The organism is Stenotrophomonas sp. YJH_SMC_46 (assembly GCF_059370315.1).
Genome location: NZ_JCAFTO010000001.1, coordinates 73,583 through 89,270 on the forward strand (window position 1 = coordinate 73,583; position 15,688 = coordinate 89,270).

The 15,688-nt window shown below is 62.0% G+C and carries 15 protein-coding genes; 4 read left to right on the forward strand and 11 right to left on the reverse strand.

All coding sequences use genetic code 11. The annotated features are described in order from the left end of the window. From AC5P8C_RS00365 to AC5P8C_RS00375, 3 genes are read right to left on the reverse strand one after another with little or no spacing between them, the layout of a single operon-like run. Window positions 1–2,400, reverse strand: a complete 2,400-nt coding sequence (locus AC5P8C_RS00365; protein ID WP_019659675.1) for a hybrid sensor histidine kinase/response regulator — start codon at window positions 2,398–2,400, stop codon at window positions 1–3. Beyond that, window positions 2,393–2,860, reverse strand: coding sequence for a response regulator (locus AC5P8C_RS00370; protein WP_019659676.1), 468 nt, complete (start codon window positions 2,858–2,860; stop codon window positions 2,393–2,395). Before AC5P8C_RS00370 ends, AC5P8C_RS00365 begins: the two co-directional genes overlap by 8 nt. Further along, window positions 2,857–5,094, reverse strand: coding sequence for an ATP-binding protein (locus AC5P8C_RS00375; protein WP_019659677.1), 2,238 nt, complete (start codon window positions 5,092–5,094; stop codon window positions 2,857–2,859). Before AC5P8C_RS00375 ends, AC5P8C_RS00370 begins: the two co-directional genes overlap by 4 nt. Before the next feature lie 249 nt (window positions 5,095–5,343). On the opposite strand from AC5P8C_RS00375, the gene AC5P8C_RS00380 reads away from it, so the two are divergent. Then, window positions 5,344–5,637: a hypothetical protein gene (locus AC5P8C_RS00380; RefSeq protein WP_495218188.1), complete on the forward strand. Its 294-nt coding sequence runs from the start codon at window positions 5,344–5,346 to the stop codon at window positions 5,635–5,637. A 10-nt stretch (window positions 5,638–5,647) separates the two neighbouring features. Here the strand turns inward: AC5P8C_RS00380 and AC5P8C_RS00385 are convergent, their stop codons facing one another. Both AC5P8C_RS00385 and AC5P8C_RS00390 read right to left on the reverse strand, forming a co-directional pair. After that, window positions 5,648–6,133, reverse strand: coding sequence for a TspO/MBR family protein (locus tag AC5P8C_RS00385; protein ID WP_495218380.1), 486 nt, complete (start codon window positions 6,131–6,133; stop codon window positions 5,648–5,650). A gap of 72 nt (window positions 6,134–6,205) precedes the next feature. Further along, window positions 6,206–8,401: a hypothetical protein gene (locus AC5P8C_RS00390; RefSeq protein ID WP_233652846.1), complete on the reverse strand. Its 2,196-nt coding sequence runs from the start codon at window positions 8,399–8,401 to the stop codon at window positions 6,206–6,208. 133 nt (window positions 8,402–8,534) lie between these two features. On the opposite strand from AC5P8C_RS00390, the gene AC5P8C_RS00395 reads away from it, so the two are divergent. After that, window positions 8,535–9,014 (forward strand): GNAT family N-acetyltransferase, encoded by a 480-nt coding sequence (locus AC5P8C_RS00395; RefSeq protein ID WP_072167010.1) that lies wholly within the window; start codon window positions 8,535–8,537, stop codon window positions 9,012–9,014. On the opposite strand, the gene AC5P8C_RS00400 is transcribed toward AC5P8C_RS00395, so the two are convergent. Continuing rightward, the gene (locus AC5P8C_RS00400) at window positions 8,946–9,809 is read right to left on the reverse strand and encodes a hypothetical protein (protein WP_495218189.1); all 864 of its coding nucleotides are present in this window, start codon (window positions 9,807–9,809) and stop codon (window positions 8,946–8,948) included. The two genes, AC5P8C_RS00395 and AC5P8C_RS00400, sit on opposite strands and share 69 nt — an antisense overlap. 276 nt (window positions 9,810–10,085) lie before the next feature. Here AC5P8C_RS00400 and AC5P8C_RS00405 point away from each other — a divergent pair, with 276 nt between their 5' ends. Next, entirely contained in the window at window positions 10,086–10,331 is a 246-nt protein-coding gene (locus AC5P8C_RS00405; protein WP_233652842.1) for a hypothetical protein, read from the forward strand. Between the two features lie 37 nt (window positions 10,332–10,368). Here AC5P8C_RS00405 and AC5P8C_RS00410 read toward each other — a convergent pair whose 3' ends face one another. The 5 genes from AC5P8C_RS00410 to AC5P8C_RS00430 all read right to left on the reverse strand — a co-directional run bounded on the left by AC5P8C_RS00410 (window position 10,369) and on the right by AC5P8C_RS00430 (window position 14,322). Then, window positions 10,369–10,848, reverse strand: coding sequence for a hypothetical protein (locus AC5P8C_RS00410; RefSeq protein WP_088430497.1), 480 nt, complete (start codon window positions 10,846–10,848; stop codon window positions 10,369–10,371). A 567-nt stretch (window positions 10,849–11,415) separates the two neighbouring features. Next, window positions 11,416–12,000, reverse strand: a complete 585-nt coding sequence (locus AC5P8C_RS00415; RefSeq protein ID WP_141098013.1) for a hypothetical protein — start codon at window positions 11,998–12,000, stop codon at window positions 11,416–11,418. Window positions 12,001–12,030: 30 nt separating this feature from the next. Then, complete coding sequence (locus tag AC5P8C_RS00420; RefSeq protein WP_428993024.1) at window positions 12,031–12,792, reverse strand: DarT1-associated NADAR antitoxin family protein; 762 nt, start codon at window positions 12,790–12,792, stop codon at window positions 12,031–12,033. Continuing rightward, window positions 12,725–13,372, reverse strand: a complete 648-nt coding sequence (locus AC5P8C_RS00425; protein WP_233652841.1) for a DarT ssDNA thymidine ADP-ribosyltransferase family protein — start codon at window positions 13,370–13,372, stop codon at window positions 12,725–12,727. The genes AC5P8C_RS00420 and AC5P8C_RS00425 overlap by 68 nt, the downstream gene beginning before the upstream one ends. Window positions 13,373–13,620: 248 nt before the next feature. Beyond that, window positions 13,621–14,322, reverse strand: coding sequence for a hypothetical protein (locus AC5P8C_RS00430; protein ID WP_233652840.1), 702 nt, complete (start codon window positions 14,320–14,322; stop codon window positions 13,621–13,623). A gap of 171 nt (window positions 14,323–14,493) precedes the next feature. On the opposite strand from AC5P8C_RS00430, the gene AC5P8C_RS00435 reads away from it, so the two are divergent. Beyond that, the gene (locus AC5P8C_RS00435; RefSeq protein WP_233652839.1) at window positions 14,494–15,249 is read left to right on the forward strand and encodes a hypothetical protein; all 756 of its coding nucleotides are present in this window, start codon (window positions 14,494–14,496) and stop codon (window positions 15,247–15,249) included. The last annotated feature ends 439 nt before the right edge of the window (window positions 15,250–15,688 follow it).

Genomic DNA, 15,688 nt, shown 5'->3' on the forward strand with positions numbered 1-15,688 from the left:
TCAGTGTGGCGCTGCCTCCAGCGCGGTGCGCACGGCCGCCGCCAGATCGCTTCGGGTGAACGGCTTTGGCAGCAGCGCAACGGCCCGCCCTTGGCTGCCCACCTGGTCGTGGTCACGGGGATAGCCCGACGTGAACAGCACGGCGACCTCCGGCCAGCGTTCACGGACTTCCCGCACCAGCTCCCATCCCGACATGCCGGGCATCACCACGTCCGAGAACAGCAGGTCCACCCTGGTATCCGGGCGTTCCAGCAGCCGCAGTGCGGAAGGGCCGTCGTGGGCTTCCAATACCCGGTAGCCCAGCAGCCGCAGTGCATCCACCGTGTGGGCGCGGACATCGTCGTTGTCCTCGGTCACCAGGATGGTTTCCTCGCGCGGCGAATAGCCTGCCAGGCCGGTCTGCGGAGTGCGCGCCTCGCTGGGCAACGGCAGCAGTGAACGCGGGAACATCATGGTGATGCTGGTGCCGCCGCCTTCCACCGAATCGATCAGCACGTGGCCGCCTGACTGCTTGACGAACCCGTGCACCATCGACAGGCCCAGGCCGGTGCCACGGCCAACCTGCTTGGTGGTGAAGAAGGGTTCGAAGACCCGGGCGAGCGTCGCCGCATCCATGCCGTGGCCGTTGTCGCGCACCCGCAGCATCACGTACTCGCCCGGCGTTGCATCCGGGAACAGCGCGGCATAGTCGTGGTCCAGATGGCTGTTGTCGACTTCAATCACCAGCCGCCCGCCATGCGGCATCGCATCGCGGGCGTTGACCGCCAGGTTCAGTACGGAGGCCTCCAGTTGGCTGATGTCGATCTCCACGCACCAGATGTCCTCCGCGCTGCGGATCTCCAGCTGCACCAGTTCACCCAGTGCACGCTGCAGCATGTCGTGCATGTCCAGCAGGCGGACATTGAGGTCAGCGGCCTGGCTGCGCAGCGGCTGGCGGCGGGCAAACGCCAGCAGGCGCTGGGTCAGGCTGGCGGCACGGCCCACCCCCTTCAGCGCATTGTCCAGCGCACGGCCCACCAGCGCACCGGCCTCGCCAGCCCTTTCACTGAGCAGCATGGCGTGCTCGACATTGCCGGAAATGACGGTCAGGATGTTGTTGAAATCATGCGCGATGCCGCCGGTGAGCTGACCGACCGCCTCGATCTTCTGTGACTGGCGCAGCGCGTGCTCGGCCTGCAGGCGTGCGGTGGTTTCGACGGCCTCGGAGACAACGGCGGTGACCGCCCCTTCGGCGTCGAGCAGCGGACGGAACGAGAAGTCGAAGCTGCGGCGGCCGGTCGGAAGCTCCAGCTCCAGCGCATGCAGTGAACTGCGGCCCTGCGCTGCGTCTCCGACGGCGCGGTCGATCGCTGCGCCCATGCCCTCGGTGGTGGCGAACCAGACCGATTCGGCGAAGTGCTGGCCAACAATGTCCTTCTTGTCTGCAAGTACAGCGGCCAAGGAAGCGTCATTGGCATCGACCACGCATCCGCGCAGATCCAGCAGCACCTGATGCTGGAAGCTGGACTCGAAGATCGCCTGCAGGCGGCGCTTGCTGGCGCGCAGCTCGGCCGTGCGCGCCTGCACCTGCTGCTCGAGCAGCTGGTTGTCCTCACGCAGGGCCAGCTCGGCCTGCTTCAGCAGCGAGATGTCGCTGCCCAGGCAGATGTAGCCGGCCACGCTGCCATCGGCGGCATGCTCCGGCACGCAGTCCATCTGTACGAAACGCGACTCGCCACTGCGATGGACGAGCTCGACCTGGAAGCTCGTGCGTTCGCCCTGCAGTACCCGTTCAAGGCTGGGCAAGGCGTGTTCGAAAGCGGAGATGCCGCTGACATCGCGCGCGGTCCGGCCCAGCAGCTCGGCCAGGCTGAATCCATGCCAGTCCAGGAACGCCTTGTTGGCGAACCGGTAGCGATGCGCGTTGTCGAGCTGGGCGATCAGCGCGGGTACGGCATCGGTGACCTGCTGCAGCTGCGCCTGGCTCTCGTTCAGCGCCGCCTGGGCATGCATCAGCTGGGCGCGTTCATGGGCTTCCTGGCGAGCGCGGCGGATCGCATCCGGCAGGCGTTGCAGGCGCTGCTTGACGACGTAATCGCGCGCGCCACGGGTCAGCGCCTGTACGGCCAGCTCTTCGGTCAGCGTGCCGGAGACGAAGATGAAAGGGGTCTGTGGAATCCGCTCGCGCGCCAGCGCGAGGGCCGCATCGCCATCGAATCCGGGCAGCACATGGTCGGCCAGGATCACGTCGAACGCACGGTTGTCGATGGCCTCGATGAACGCATTGCGCGTCCACAGGCGCTCGACCTCGAACTCCAGGCCGGCACGCCGCAGCTGTGCGGTGATCAGCTCCGCATCAAGCGCGCTGTCCTCCAGCATGAGGATGCGCAGGCGCTCGCTGCGGCGCGATCCATCACGCATTGTGCTGCCCCGAGCCGCTGGGCCGGTGCGGTGGTGGCTGGTTGGTGATGCCCCAGAACATGCCCAGTCCTTGGATGGCGTCAAAGAACTCCTTGAAGTCGACCGGCTTGACCACGAATGCGTTGACGCCCAGTTCGTAACTGCGCACCAGATCCTGCTCCTCGCGCGAAGAGGTCAGCATCACAACCGGGGTGCTGCTCAGGTACGGGTCGCCACGGACCTGCTCCAGTACCTCCAAGCCATTGACTTTGGGCAGCTTCAGGTCCAGCAGCACGACCACCGGGCCGCCGTGCATGGCACCGGCGAACTTGCCTTCGCAGCGCAGGTAATCCAGCGCTTCGGCGCCGTCGCGTACATGGATGACATCGTTCAACAGCTGGCAGCGCTCAAGCGCGGCCATCGTCAGCTCTGCATCCTTGGGGCTGTCCTCTACCAGGAGGATCGGCCGCAGGTCCCTCATGGGTGTTCTCCTGTGGAGCGGGGTAGGGTGAAGTGAATGGTCGCGCCCTTGCCGGGCTCGCCCTCGGCCCAGGTACGGCCGCCATGGCGGCCGATGATGCGGCGGACATTGGCCAGGCCGATGCCGGTGCCTTCGAACTCTTCGACGTGGTGCAGGCGCTGGAACACGCCGAACAGCTTGTCCACGTAGCGCATGTCGAAGCCGCAGCCGTTGTCGCGCACGAAGAAGTGGTCTTCCTCGTCGTTTCGCTCGTGACCAACCTCGATCACTGCATGTTCGCGCTCGCGGGTGAACTTGATCGCGTTGGCCAGCAGGTTCTGCCAGACCAGGCGCAGCATCGTCGGATCGGCTTCAACCTCCGGCAGCGGTGCGAGCGTCCACTGCACGTCGCGGCCGGTGTAGTCCAGGGCCAGGCTCCGGCGCACATCCTCGGCCAGCGCGGTCATGTCCAGCCGCACACGCCCCAGCGTGGAGCGTCCCATCTGCGAGAAGCTGAGCAGGTCATCCACCAGCGTGCCGGCGGACTTGGCCGATTCCACGATCGTGTCCAGGAAGCGGCGCTCGGTATCGTTCAGGCGTTCGCCCGCCGAGCTGCCCAGCAGCTCGGAATAGCCGACAATGTGACGGAAGGGAGCGCGCAAGTCGTGGCTGACCGAATAGGAGAAGGCTTCCAGTTCCTTGTTGCTGCGGAGCAGCTGCTCGTTCAGTTCGGCCATTTCCTCGGCCTTGCGCAACACGATATCGACGATGGCCGTGCGCATTTCGTGTGCCGCTTCGCAGTCAGCGTCGCTCCACGGCAGGCTGCGCTGCTGCACGGTCTCCTTCCAGGCCTCGAACGAGTTGCGCGGGGACAGCGCAACGCCCGGTGCGGCTTCCTTGCGGGGATCGCCACCCCAGCGCACGGTACGCACCACTTCCGGCCGGAACCACATCAAATAACTGTCATGCAACTGCGAAATGGACACCGCCAGCAGGCCGCTGGCCACATCGGCCAGGTGCGCGGCAGGCGACCAGTCGGCTGCCAGGTGATCGGTGCAGTAGGTTTCCTGACCGGCCTGCTGCGCGGCCAACCAGTTCGCCAGGGCCAGCACGTCGCTGGCGGAAGGGCACTGGCCAACACGCAGGCAATCGCCTTTGTGAACGATCGCCGCGCCGGCCGCGCCGGTCAGCGACAGCAGGCTGGCCTCGTCCTGGCGCAGGGCCGCCATGAAGTCCTCGTCGCCGGCCATGCGACCCAGCAGCTTGACCAGTATCGAGCGCCGCGCGACGCGCTCTTCGATCGCACGCGCCCGCTCCTTCAACGCGATCTGCAGCGACAGGATCTGGCCCATGAGCTCGCAGGCGGTACGCACGTGGTAGGGCAGGCGCCGTGGCTGCACGGTGTGGCAAGACACCAGCCCCCACAAGCGGCCTTCATGCACCAGCGATACCGACATCGATGCGCCGGTCCCCATGTTGCGCATGTACTGCAGGTGGACCGGCGAGACGCTGCGCAGCACGGCCAGGCTCAGGTCGGTGGCTGGTGCGTCGCGATGGTCGTCGGCCCGCATCAACGGCGCGGGGGTGTAGTTGTTGTCCGCGATCAGGCGCACCCGGTTGCGGCGGTAGAGTTCGCGGGCCTGCGCAGGAATGTCCGATTCGGGGAAGCGCAGGTCAAGGTAGGACGGCAACAGGCCGTTGCCATCCTCGGCCACCACGATGCCATTCCAGCCGGCATCGAACTGATAGACCAGGGTGCGGTCAAAGCCGGTCAGCCGGCGCATGTGCGCGGCAGCCAGCTGGCAGAGGTCTTCCACGGTGCCGGCCGACTCGATCCCGGCCATCAGCTCGCGGATGGCCGGATACAGTTCTTCCAGCGAGCCGGGCTGGCCGGGAACCGGCGCTTCCAGCTCGACCAGCAGATCGGTGGCGGAGCGGTGCACCAGCAGTTGATGGCGGCCATGGCCATCCAGATGCACGGCACCGACATGCGCGCTGCTGCCGACCGTCGCCTGCTGGAACAACGCCTGGAACGGCGCCAGCGCACCGCCAAGCACCTTGCTGACATGCTGCGCCAACGGCTCGCCGAACTGCTGCAGCAGCCCCGGATGGCTGATGGCGCGCTCGAGCACCTGCAGGGACTGCGGCTCAACGACCAGAAGCACACCGTACGGCTGGATCGCGCCGGGGGTATGGATCGGTTCGCGCGCGCAGCTGGACGAGGCGGTGTCGTGCGCGGATTCAGCAGAAGGCATCAAGGGCAGGGCTCATGGTTCGTGGATGGCTGGATAGCCCAGTGATACATCCGTATCCATCAATGGTGAAGCAAAATCGTGCATCCGCCTACCAGTGTGTGCGTGTGAAGCGTGTTTCTGTCCAAGCTGAATTCTTCATGTAACGACCAGGTCGAACACTTGCAGTTTTCGCGAAGAGTACATCTGCGCTGCACATCAGCTCGACAGGTCATTGCCTAGGGTGGGTCCACTTCCCTGAGCGACCGCCCCGTGAATCTGCAGACCGTGCCCTTGCCCCCGTATCGCATGCTGCCTGACAGCTGCCAGTTCGAACTGCTGGATGTGGATGCGCTGCAGGACCCTGCCAGTGGCCGGTTGCTGCATCTGTACTCGCTGGTGGCCCGTTGCCTGTCCTGCGAGACGATCTTCAAGGCAGAGGAAGGGCGGGGCCTGGTCAGCCATACTGCGGCGCGGGTGGTGCGATGCCCCACTGGCTGCGGACAGCAGGCCTTCAAGCCGGCCCTGCTGCGGAGCTGGCACCGGCAGGCCGCGGCCCAGGCGTGACCGGCAGAGGTCACAGCAGCCCGGGATTGGCTCGCCATACCGCGAAGTTGAGCGCTGAAGCGAACGAGATCCAGGCCAGATAGGGAAGCAGTAGCGCCGCCGCAATCGGACGGACGCGCGCAAACGCGACGGTTGTTGCGCATACCAGCGCAATCAATACAAGAATGTCGGCGAAGGCCAAGGCGCCCAGCTTCCAGCCGAAGAACAGCCAGCTCCACAGCGCATTGACGGCAAGCTGCACCAGGTAGAGCATCAGCGCCGGTCGTGCTCCACGCCAGCCGCGTTCGCGCCAGACCAGCCAGGCGGCAATGGCCATCATGGCGTAGAGCAAGGTCCACACCGGACCGAAGACACTGGCCGGTGGTGCCCACGGGGGAAGGGCGAGGGTGGTGTAGAAGCTTGCCGCGGATGCCGACGCCCACGCCCCCAGAGTGGCCGCGATGAAGGTGATCGCCATCCATCCCAGAAGCCCGAAAACCTGTGAACTCAGCTTCATACCGTGCAGCTCCATGATGCGCTTGCTTGCGCCTACGCACTGAGGCCGCAAATGGATGCAGGCCGCCAGCCTTCAGTCCGATGAACCTGCGGCGCCCGTCCCCTGGCTCGCTGGCAGCAGGGAAGGCCGCTGATCAAACCACTCGCGTGCCTTGGCCAGGTGCCACTGGCGCTGGTCACCGTCCAGCTCGATGCCCGCACCCAGCAGCCCCCAGCGCAGATACAGGTCCCCGCGCTTGCGCTGGTCGAGCAGATCCAGCCGCGCGCGTACCGACAGGCGATCGTTCTCGGCCTGCAGTCCATCGATGACCAGATGGCCTGGGCGCCAGCGCAGCGTTGCCTGTGCCTGTACCTGTCCGGAATCCAGCAGCGACAAGGTCCAGCGCGGGTAGTCGGTGCGCTCTGCGAACAGTGCAAGCAACGGACGGGCGTCGCTGAGATCCAGATCCGTGGTGGCATCGACCTGGAAGGGCGACTGCGCATCGATGCGGCCACGCTTGAAGGCCACGCGGCCCTTCCATGCACTTGGGCGCTCTGTACCGGCCACCTGCACATTGCGCAGCTCCACGGTGGTGCCGGAGAGATCGAAATGACGTTCATCGAAGTCACCGCGGCGCAGGGTCGCGTTCACGCCGATATCGCCGCCCATTTCCAGTCCCGCCACCTTGGCACTGGCGTTGCGCGCAAACAGCCGGGCCGTGCCATGACCGACGCGTCCATCGGTGTCGAGCGTGGCATCGCCGCTCAGGCTGCCGGTGCCTTGAAGCAGCCGCACCTGCGGCGAGCCGAGGTAGCGGTTGTAGGCCGTCAGATCAGGGATGGTGGCTTCACTGAAGCGCAGCTGCGCGCGTACCCCTTTGCGCAACTCCTGCAGGCGGCCATCGCCGGCCAGGTCCAGGGCCAGGTCACGGCCGTCGAACAGGCGCACGCCCTTGGCATCGGTTGGCTGCGCAGTGAATCGTGGCAGTCGGACAGCCAGCTGTGCCTGGCTGGGGCTGCCGGCCTTCAATACGCCATGGGCACTGGCCGTGCCCGCCAAGCGGACGCCGGCGACCTCGGCCACGGCCGCGGCCGCCGGGATGTCCACGGTGCTGCCTTCGATCAGTTCGCCGTTGCGCAGGCGCAGATCGGCTTTCAGCGTGCCGCCTCCGTCCAGCTGCAGCCACGGCTTGCGGACGAACAGGGCAGGGATCCAGTTGAGCGAAGTGAACGTCCATTCGCCGCGCACGGTACCAGAGCTGCGCTCCAGCAGCTGGGCAGGCTGCTGGAAGGGGATGTCCCGGCCACGGACGTGCAGTTCGGCATCCACTTCGCTGCCTGAGCCGGGTTTGGGCGGCAGGCGGGCCTGCAGGCGCAGGTCGTTGGCCACATTGAGCTGCAGGGCCAGCACGCCGCGGTCGGGGGCGCCGTCACCCAGGTAGAGCGGCACCTGCCAGATTGCGCGGTCCCCGGGCTGCAGCTGGCCGTCGATCAGGTGCAGCGCCAGTTGCAGGCGTCCGGGTATGGGCGCGCTGGAGATCTTCGGCGTTGTGGCATCCGTGTCCATGCGCAGGCCCTGGCTGCGGGCGTCGACCTCGAGCTGGGCATGCAGCAGCTTCAGCTTGGCCAGACCAGGCGCCTGGTCCCGATAGTGGCGCGGATAGCTGAAGCGTGCGCTGAGATTCATGTCACCCAGCAACTGCACACCGTCATAGCTGGTGTCCGCGTCGGCGAACGCAACTTCGGACTCGAAGAGCTCCGAAGGCCCGCCGCGTAGCTGCTTGAGGAAGCCCACCGTGCCGTGGCCCTTGCCGATGATCAGCAGCTTGCCAAAGCGTGCGCTGCGGATGCTGTCGCTGTGGATGGCGTCGAAACGCAGGGTCCAGCCGCGGTCACTGCGCGGCGGTGGCGGGATGGCTTCTTCGACGCGGCTGATCTCGGCGGAAACCCCCGTCGCCTGCAAGCGCGGAACCCGCACCTCGCGCTGGAACAGGGGCAGCACCGCCAACCGGGCGCTGGCGCGCTCGGCATGCAGCGCGTAGACCGTGTGGTTCACGTGGCCGCGCATGTGCACGTTCCAGGCGATGACATGGCCGGGCAGCAGCGTGATGGCCGGGCCGGTGGTCATCACGAACTTGTGCGGCTTGCGGTTGGTGACCTGATCGAACAACGGGGTATTGAGGAAGATGTTGCCGGCCAGCAGGTACAGCAGGTAGACGCCCAGCAGGACGTAGGCAGGAACGCGCCACCGTCGAAGCCGGTGCGGGATGTGCACGGAAACAGGAGGCATCTACTGCTCTGAGGGCTGGAATTCCCACAACTATTGCGGAGCCGACGGCGGTGGCGCGTGAAGCAGCTACGGGGCAGGGGCTGGATTCTGGTAGTGTCCGGCCTGGTCACCACCACAGATCTGCAGGAGACGCATGGAGATCCGGCCCGCCCGTGCAGGCGATTTCGACGCGATGTGGGGCATGTTCAAGGCGGCCATTGCGGCGCAGGATGCGCTGCCCTTTGCCGGCTCTTTTGGAGTCGAAACGTTTCGCGCGCATTGGTTCCAGGCCCAGGCACCTCATGTAGCTATGCTGGAGGGCCGAGTTGTGGGCATGTACAAGATGGGCCCGAATTTCCCTGACCTTGGGGCGCATGTGGCCAGCGCCACGTATGTGGTGGATGCGCCGGCACAAGGGCAAGGCGTGGGCCGGGCCCTGGTGGAGCACAGCCTGGAACGGGCGAGGGCGGAAGGATTCCTGGCCATGCAGTTCAATTACGTGGTCAGCACCAATGGGCCGGCTGTGGCGCTGTATCGGAAGCTGGGGTTCGATGTGGTGGGAACGCTACCGAAGGCGTTCCGGCATGGGACGCTGGGCTTGGTGGATGTCTTTGTGATGCACAGGTTCCTGTGATTGCCCAGCCGCAGCTAACGCAATAGGCAGATCAAGGTGCTCGGGAGCGAGCTGTGGCATTGGAGTTGGGCTGAGCGACTCCCAGCTCTTGATCAAGAATGAAAGTAGCTCGACGACCTGTCTCGGCCTTTCGCGGGATGCGAGGAGCACAGTGGCGACGATGTAGAGGCAACAAGCCATTGCGATCGGCGCCCATAGCAACACCACGCCTTCCTGCCTAATGAGATTGGCCGCAGCCAAAGCACTGCCCGCCAATGCGGGGGCCAAACCCAGCCGGCGGAGATCGCCCGAGAAGAGACCAACCCGTTGCTCAAGCATGTCCCAGTGCCACTTGTACTGTGTCAGTGCGTACTCGACAAGGTGCTTTGGAAAGGTGCGGAGCAACTGGATCTGCTTCCAATCTTGAATCGTGTCGCGGCGCATTCTCCGGAGCATTGCAGGAGTGGGATCCTTGCGCGCTCTTCGGTTGGCGATAACCGCATTGACGAGTGAGGATAGGATGTACGCGACAACGAGTACGAATCCTGTAAAGAAACCGGATTGAAGGTAGGGCTCCGCCGGCTCCTGCAAAGATGTAGCTGCAGTCACAACGGCCGAGGCGGCAGTGATCACGAGCACGCCAACATATGCGATCAGAAGGCTGCGTTCTAAGAGGTATGGCCAGGTCGCTGTAGTGCTGGGCAACGAGAGCGGCTTCTCGCTTGTCAGCTCGTTGAGAATTCCCAGAATTTCGGCAAGGCATTGCTCATCGTGTTGCTGGTTTGTCATGTCCGGCGGCAGGTGAAGACGGTTCACTTTGATATCGACGGTAAGAGATGGCGCTGAAGGTCGTCCTACGCAGAGGCTTCTTGAGGAGACGCAAAGCTGAAGTGGATGGGTGCCAACCCACCGGTTCGGTCCAGTCTCATGTGAACATAATATACATTATGCGAAATGCTGTATCGGGCGTGATCCGGTTCATGGGTTCTGCTTGGCTCTGGCTTGGCTCTTGCCTCCCTGTTGGCTCCCCCGACAAGGATGAGATTGCAGCATATGTTCACCCCTGAGGGTCACCAACTGGAGCCTTGTGACATGACCTGGTGGTCCTTGACCTGCAACATCGCGCGGGAATGGCGGCTGATGATGGCTGAGGCGGCTCCCCGGACCGCAGCTGCACGGAAAGCTTCGACCACGGCGAAATCCAGCGTCATCTACCTAGCCGAAGCGCTCAGAATTCGCCGAGAACGACGGTTCTGCGTGCGTGATCCCGGCCCCGGCGCCGAGACGTCCAATGTGGTCTACATGAGTCGTGGGCCGAAACCGCGTCAGCGCGTGTAAGGCTTTGTTCGTAGGGGCGCTGCCCCTACACCCCAGATCATTCAGTGACGGATGCTCTGGGGCGGTAGCTCTCTGCAGTCCGAGTGATATAGCCAGCGGCCCCGATTATTGCCATGTTCAACTTGTGCGCACGCGAATCATCCTTCCGGTGATGCTCGCTCAAGCCGGGCATCGCGCTTAGGAAATCATCGATCTTCCTTTCAAGGATGGACAGGTCCCGTCCATGGGCTAGCTCGTTGCGCGCGGAATTGAGTTTTTCAAGTGCGGGCCAGATGTCGACACTCTTGCCAACTACTCCCTGCGCAAGCTTCAATTTTGTCCAAAAGCTCAACTTAGCCTCAATTACAGCCTCAGGCTCGGAGAATACGGACATAATGATCACTTCAAGTTGCTCTTCTATAAAGAGGTGGCCCTGAAGAAGGTTGTGAGCGTATGGGTGCGGCTTGTTATAGCGCTCAAAGAACTCAGCTCCACGCACGTCACGAAGCTGGTCAGAATCTTCCTTGCTGATAGCCATCTTGCACCTGAGGTTAATTTCACAGTGGTTGTTGCGCGCTACATCGGTTGGAGGCTGGCTGGTTTGCAGGGGCTCCGCGCCCTGCCCTTTAAATCAACGCTCCCGGCAGCGAAGCCAGCCGCCTCTGGGAGACAAAACCTGCTCCCAGCCGTTCGATAGCTTACGCATTGCCTGACCGCCTATGCAGGCCATTCCTGAGCGTTTAGCTGCATCCGTACCCATTGCAGGCAATGCAACAACCTCGGTTGATGGCTTAGGGCGTCCCGCCTGCCTGGACTCGCCTTGAAGGACATCGGCCTCAAGCCCGTCACAAAGCGGGTTCATTCCCGGGTGCGGGTGATTAGGCCAGCGGTACTGGTCACAGTTGAATGGCGTAGTGGTCTTTGCCATCGAGTTGTGGGTCGCGCTGGGCGCTATCGGGATGTGATTTGGTGCAGGGCCCCTGACTGAATGGATCTGCTGCCCTGAAACAGAGCCGGCTGCAGCTAACAACACACAGAAGATGCCAAGTCGAGTATCCATCCCCTCCTCCTGAGGATGTTAGCCAGCTTCCCGTTGGTGGAATTCCTACGGCGTCACCAATTTGCTGCCTACCAGGATGATCTGTAGCAACAGTAATACTGCATATGCGATCCCCGCGATGCCCGCAAGCGTCAAAATTCGCACCATTCGGTATCGCCAAGCCGGCAACTTCTCGTAGAAATTAAGCTCTACATGCCTCGCCACTGCTTGCTCGCTTCGGCAGCTTTGCATCTGAGGCAGCGCTGAGCCGAATCCAATCACCTCTACCAAAAAGTCTTCGCCTGGCGCCAAGCTCTTGATCCCCACGACATGGCGACCGTCATGTGTTTGCTCCTGAGAAAATGGGCGCGGAGGCCAAAGGTGCATTCCATCTGGCTTCCACTGCCAAACCACCTCCACTCCATTCAGAGGAATTTTTCCATCGTTCCGAATGAAATAGGAGATGGTGTGCACAGTGATGGCATCTCTCTGCTGTCCCGAGCTATCGGCTTCAGGAGGGATATAGAAGGTAAAGCCATGCCTCTGGGCACAAAGCAGCCTAGCGCGCCCCTTGGAGAGCCAGCCGAAAGTCGCTGTTAGCACAGGAGCTAACAACGATGCGATTTCTTTGCTGTGGTCTAGTAAGAACATGTGCATTCCCTGTCGCCGTAATCATCAGCCCTAAATGAGTCGACTTTGAACAGAGGTATCCTCGCGTGCATTGCTTACATGATTGGTATCGACAATGGATAAGAACGCGAATTTGTCTTTAAGAACATCCGCCGTCAAAAGACCGCGCCCCCGCAAGGATGCATAGAGCGCTGCGGAATAAGCTTGGCAGTTTACGGATTTTTCCGGATTAAAAGCTATATCAGTAAAGGCTTGGTACCTCATCACCTCATCGGCAATTGCGGGCTGCTTGTGAAGTGCGTTGATGTACAACCAATCATAAAACGCGGTCTTTGGCTCCAGTTCCCAGTCGATCCCAAAGAACCGGAAGCCAACCAGTCGACCACTTCGAGTCAGGCGCGGATCTCGCTTGGCATCAATCGATGATGCATCCATCAAGTCAATGTAGGGACCTCCAGACTCAAACACCTTGCTTGCTTGATATGCGCATTCCAAGCTGAACTCGCGGCCACGCTTGACTGTCTTGATCATCAGATTAAAGGCGCTCAAGCTTACTCCAAGAGCGTCGGCTGACTTGCTTGATATCTCAAGTATATCGTCCAGCCCAAATTGCCTATTCGCTTCCGCATGCAGGGATCGAATCGACTTTTGAGACTGAGTTTTCGACATCCCAGGGAACCACTGAAAGTCGACGTGCCTCGTGAGCACGAGCAGGTCGCCACTGAGTGAAGGCGCAAATACTGGCCTAGATGCCACTGTCAGCCACCTGTTTCCAATGGGCGTAGTCCTGGCGGTAGCGGAAAATACTCGCATTGACTACAACATTTCTTTCGTTCAGCTTTGCGTGCGTAGCAACAAGCCTAGCCTTTACCGCTTGATTCAAAGCAAATACTCCAAGTATGTGCTCTCTCGAAACTCCCTCTAGCATTAGGACTTCAGCTTGTGGATTAGTTGGGTATCTATCGGGGATGCCTAGAGTTGCGCGGCTCACACCATTCCAGTCAGCGTACATGCCCTGAAGGGCTTGTAGCCCCATGCGTTGAGCGATCGGAATGCTTGTCATCGCGGCCGACGCTGCATTGCCAGCGCAGAATGCGGCAGTGGGCGACGACAGTACAGCGGGGCTAACCGCCACAATTACCCAGCTTTCGTCGACATCTGCCTGCTTAACCTTGAAGAACATCTTGTAGTTGGGGAAGTCAATTGAAAGACAGACTGCCGATGTCCCGTCTAGCCGTACAGTATCGTTAAACTTAACCCCGCCTTCTCCAGCTAACAGATCCCTAGGTACAAGTCCTCGCTGAATGATGGAAGTCAGATTGCTCTCCCTCGTGAAATGAACCAGATACTTGATACCTCGTTCGTGTACGAACTCCTGGATCGTCGCTGCCATGATGATTTCCTTCTCTGTCATGTGCTGTCAATGATGACCCGGCGGCCAATGGCTCGGCCCCGGCGCGGGCACGTCAGTGCGAACCGCATCTTTCAATTTATCATGCCGCAGTCGATGCGGCGAGCAAAGAGCAACCCGCCCTAGTTGAGCCAGAATGAAAGCAATATTTATGAGAGCCTGTGAGAATTAGTTGATATCTATCGTAGGTGTATGGAGCGGCCAGATTTCCGTAGTGCTTACCCCGCGATCTATGAGTCTGATGATGCGAGGATGCCGCAAGCTAGCTTCCCCTTAACCTCCAGGAGCGCAAAGTCCAATGTCTGATAGGCGATTCGTACAGCTGCTGCGTAGCCAGCCGCAACCACAGACAGCCCGATGAACAGGTTTGCTACAGCGATGGCTGGAAAGATGCTCGCCTTTACAGTGTCCAGTGAAATGGCCGGGGATAGCACGCGTGCCGTGACGAGCCAGAACAGGGCGCCCCAAAGGATGCCAGCGAACACATTGAAACGCGCCATTCGCTCGGTCGTTTGAGCTTTCACTAGCTGCACGCCGGAGGACAATCGCTCCAGCTCTGCTTGATCCTTCACAAATTCCTCGATAGCAACTGCAAGCTTTCCAGTAGACGTTGCGGTGACGCCCGCAAGGACCGTTCGAGTAGGAAGACCGAAGTAGACGCTGACAACACTCAGCACCAATGCGGCGATAATCATGACAGGATCGAAAGCGGATTCCATAAGGAAGAATCCACTCATGAAGATCAGCGTGAGGAGGAAGATCCAGAGTAGGCGTTTCCAGATGATGCTGAAGCCACTCATGATTAACCATGGTCCGACTAAAAACTCTTCTGAAAATGCAAGCAGCGGACCCTCCTTCACCCGGAGTGGCGGCCGGTCGACGACCGTGTATTCCGCAAGCCTGACTACTGCCCGGATCTTCTCAAACTCCATTTGCCCTCCGTTTAATCACCCGGTTTTTTACCGCATCGGTAGGCCCGCCCTGCGTCGAGGAGGGGTTGATCCAATTAACGTGACGCGTCACGCCCCCCCCCACCTGCACCCCATTGGCGCCCTACCCCGCTCCCACTATAGTGCCAGCCCTCCCAAGGACCAGGCACCCACATGCCCTATATCGGAATCGGACTCCACGTACTGGCAGCCATCTACTTCGCGGTGCACGCCATCCGCTCGGGCCAGAGCCTCTACTGGCTCATCCTGCTCTTCTCGTTCCCGCTGCTCGGCAGCGTCGTCTACTTCCTGGCGATCTACTTTCCGGAAGTCCGTCACTCGCGCGGCGCCCGGCAGGTCGTCCGTTCCGCCAAGCAGCTCATGGACCCGGGCCAGAACCTGCGCAACGCTCGCGCCGAACTTGCGCGCACGCCCACCGTGCAGAACCGTGTTCGCCTGGGCATGACGCTGCTGAATGCCGGCCAGGCGGAGGAAGCCAGAACCCTGCTTGAGCAGGCCGCAAGCTCGCCATTGGGCGACGACCCCTACATTCTGACCGGCCTTGCCCGTGCTCGCCTCGATTCCGGGCACGCCGCACTTGCAGTCGAGACGCTGGACGGCCTCTTCGCCCGTCATCCGGATGTGCGCCGCAAGCCAGAACAGACCCTCCTCCATGCGCAGGCATTGGCCGCCACCCAGTCGCCCGGCGCCCGCGCCGCGTTCGAGCGCGCCGTGGAATGCGGAAACGATGCGGCCGCTCGCTGCCTCTACGCCGAATGGCTGATGGCGCAGCCGCAACCGGACGATCGCGAGCAAGCCCGCAGCCTGTTCGCCAGCATCATCGACGATGCCCAGCATTGGTCGCGCCATGCACGGAGCCACAATGCCGCATGGCTGGAGCGAACCAAGGCTGCGTTGAAGGGTTACTGACGCCTGTTCGCTCCTGGCGAAACTGTCGCATCCGCCTCCCTTATGACCCCGGTGAGCGGATGCCGACAGTCCGCGGGCATCCAGAGCCAACATCGCCGTTAGCCTTGCAGCGCAAGGATCCGGCTCGGCTGCGCCATATGCAACGATTCTGAAAATCTTGAAAGTGGTGTCGGCATCGGCCTTACTGCATTGGCATCACGGACGACCGCGCGTATTCCTTTTCATGCCACCAATTCATCGGTGGCCGGGGCTCGAAATCCCGGTAACGCGACTGTAGTTTGCGCTTGCCAGCCGGCACCACGCCTTGTGGTGCCGGCTGGCAATCCGTCGGCCGGCTATGGCGGGCGGTGCGTGGGGGCCTTGTGCCCACCGGTCATAGTCGCGTACCGGATTTCGAGCCACGCATCGTCCGCCACCTTTATCGGTGGCGGCTTCTGCC

Excerpts from the sequence above, each read along its gene's own strand:
- AC5P8C_RS00420 (WP_428993024.1), bottom strand. The coding sequence starts at position 12,792 with ATGCGAGTATTTTCCGCTACCGCCAGGACTACGCCCATTGGAAACAGG.
- AC5P8C_RS00435 (WP_233652839.1), top strand. The coding sequence starts at position 14,494 with ATGCCCTATATCGGAATCGGACTCCACGTACTGGCAGCCATCTACTTC.
- AC5P8C_RS00385 (WP_495218380.1), bottom strand. The coding sequence starts at position 6,133 with ATGAAGCTGAGTTCACAGGTTTTCGGGCTTCTGGGATGGATGGCGATC.
- AC5P8C_RS00415 (WP_141098013.1), bottom strand. The coding sequence starts at position 12,000 with ATGTTCTTACTAGACCACAGCAAAGAAATCGCATCGTTGTTAGCTCCT.
- AC5P8C_RS00370 (WP_019659676.1), bottom strand. The coding sequence starts at position 2,860 with ATGAGGGACCTGCGGCCGATCCTCCTGGTAGAGGACAGCCCCAAGGAT.
- AC5P8C_RS00405 (WP_233652842.1), top strand. The coding sequence starts at position 10,086 with ATGACCTGGTGGTCCTTGACCTGCAACATCGCGCGGGAATGGCGGCTG.
- AC5P8C_RS00430 (WP_233652840.1), bottom strand. The coding sequence starts at position 14,322 with ATGGAGTTTGAGAAGATCCGGGCAGTAGTCAGGCTTGCGGAATACACG.
- AC5P8C_RS00375 (WP_019659677.1), bottom strand. The coding sequence starts at position 5,094 with ATGCCTTCTGCTGAATCCGCGCACGACACCGCCTCGTCCAGCTGCGCG.
- AC5P8C_RS00395 (WP_072167010.1), top strand. The coding sequence starts at position 8,535 with ATGGAGATCCGGCCCGCCCGTGCAGGCGATTTCGACGCGATGTGGGGC.
- AC5P8C_RS00410 (WP_088430497.1), bottom strand. The coding sequence starts at position 10,848 with ATGGCTATCAGCAAGGAAGATTCTGACCAGCTTCGTGACGTGCGTGGA.
- AC5P8C_RS00390 (WP_233652846.1), bottom strand. The coding sequence starts at position 8,401 with ATGCCTCCTGTTTCCGTGCACATCCCGCACCGGCTTCGACGGTGGCGC.
- AC5P8C_RS00425 (WP_233652841.1), bottom strand. The coding sequence starts at position 13,372 with ATGGCAGCGACGATCCAGGAGTTCGTACACGAACGAGGTATCAAGTAT.
- AC5P8C_RS00365 (WP_019659675.1), bottom strand. The coding sequence starts at position 2,400 with ATGCGTGATGGATCGCGCCGCAGCGAGCGCCTGCGCATCCTCATGCTG.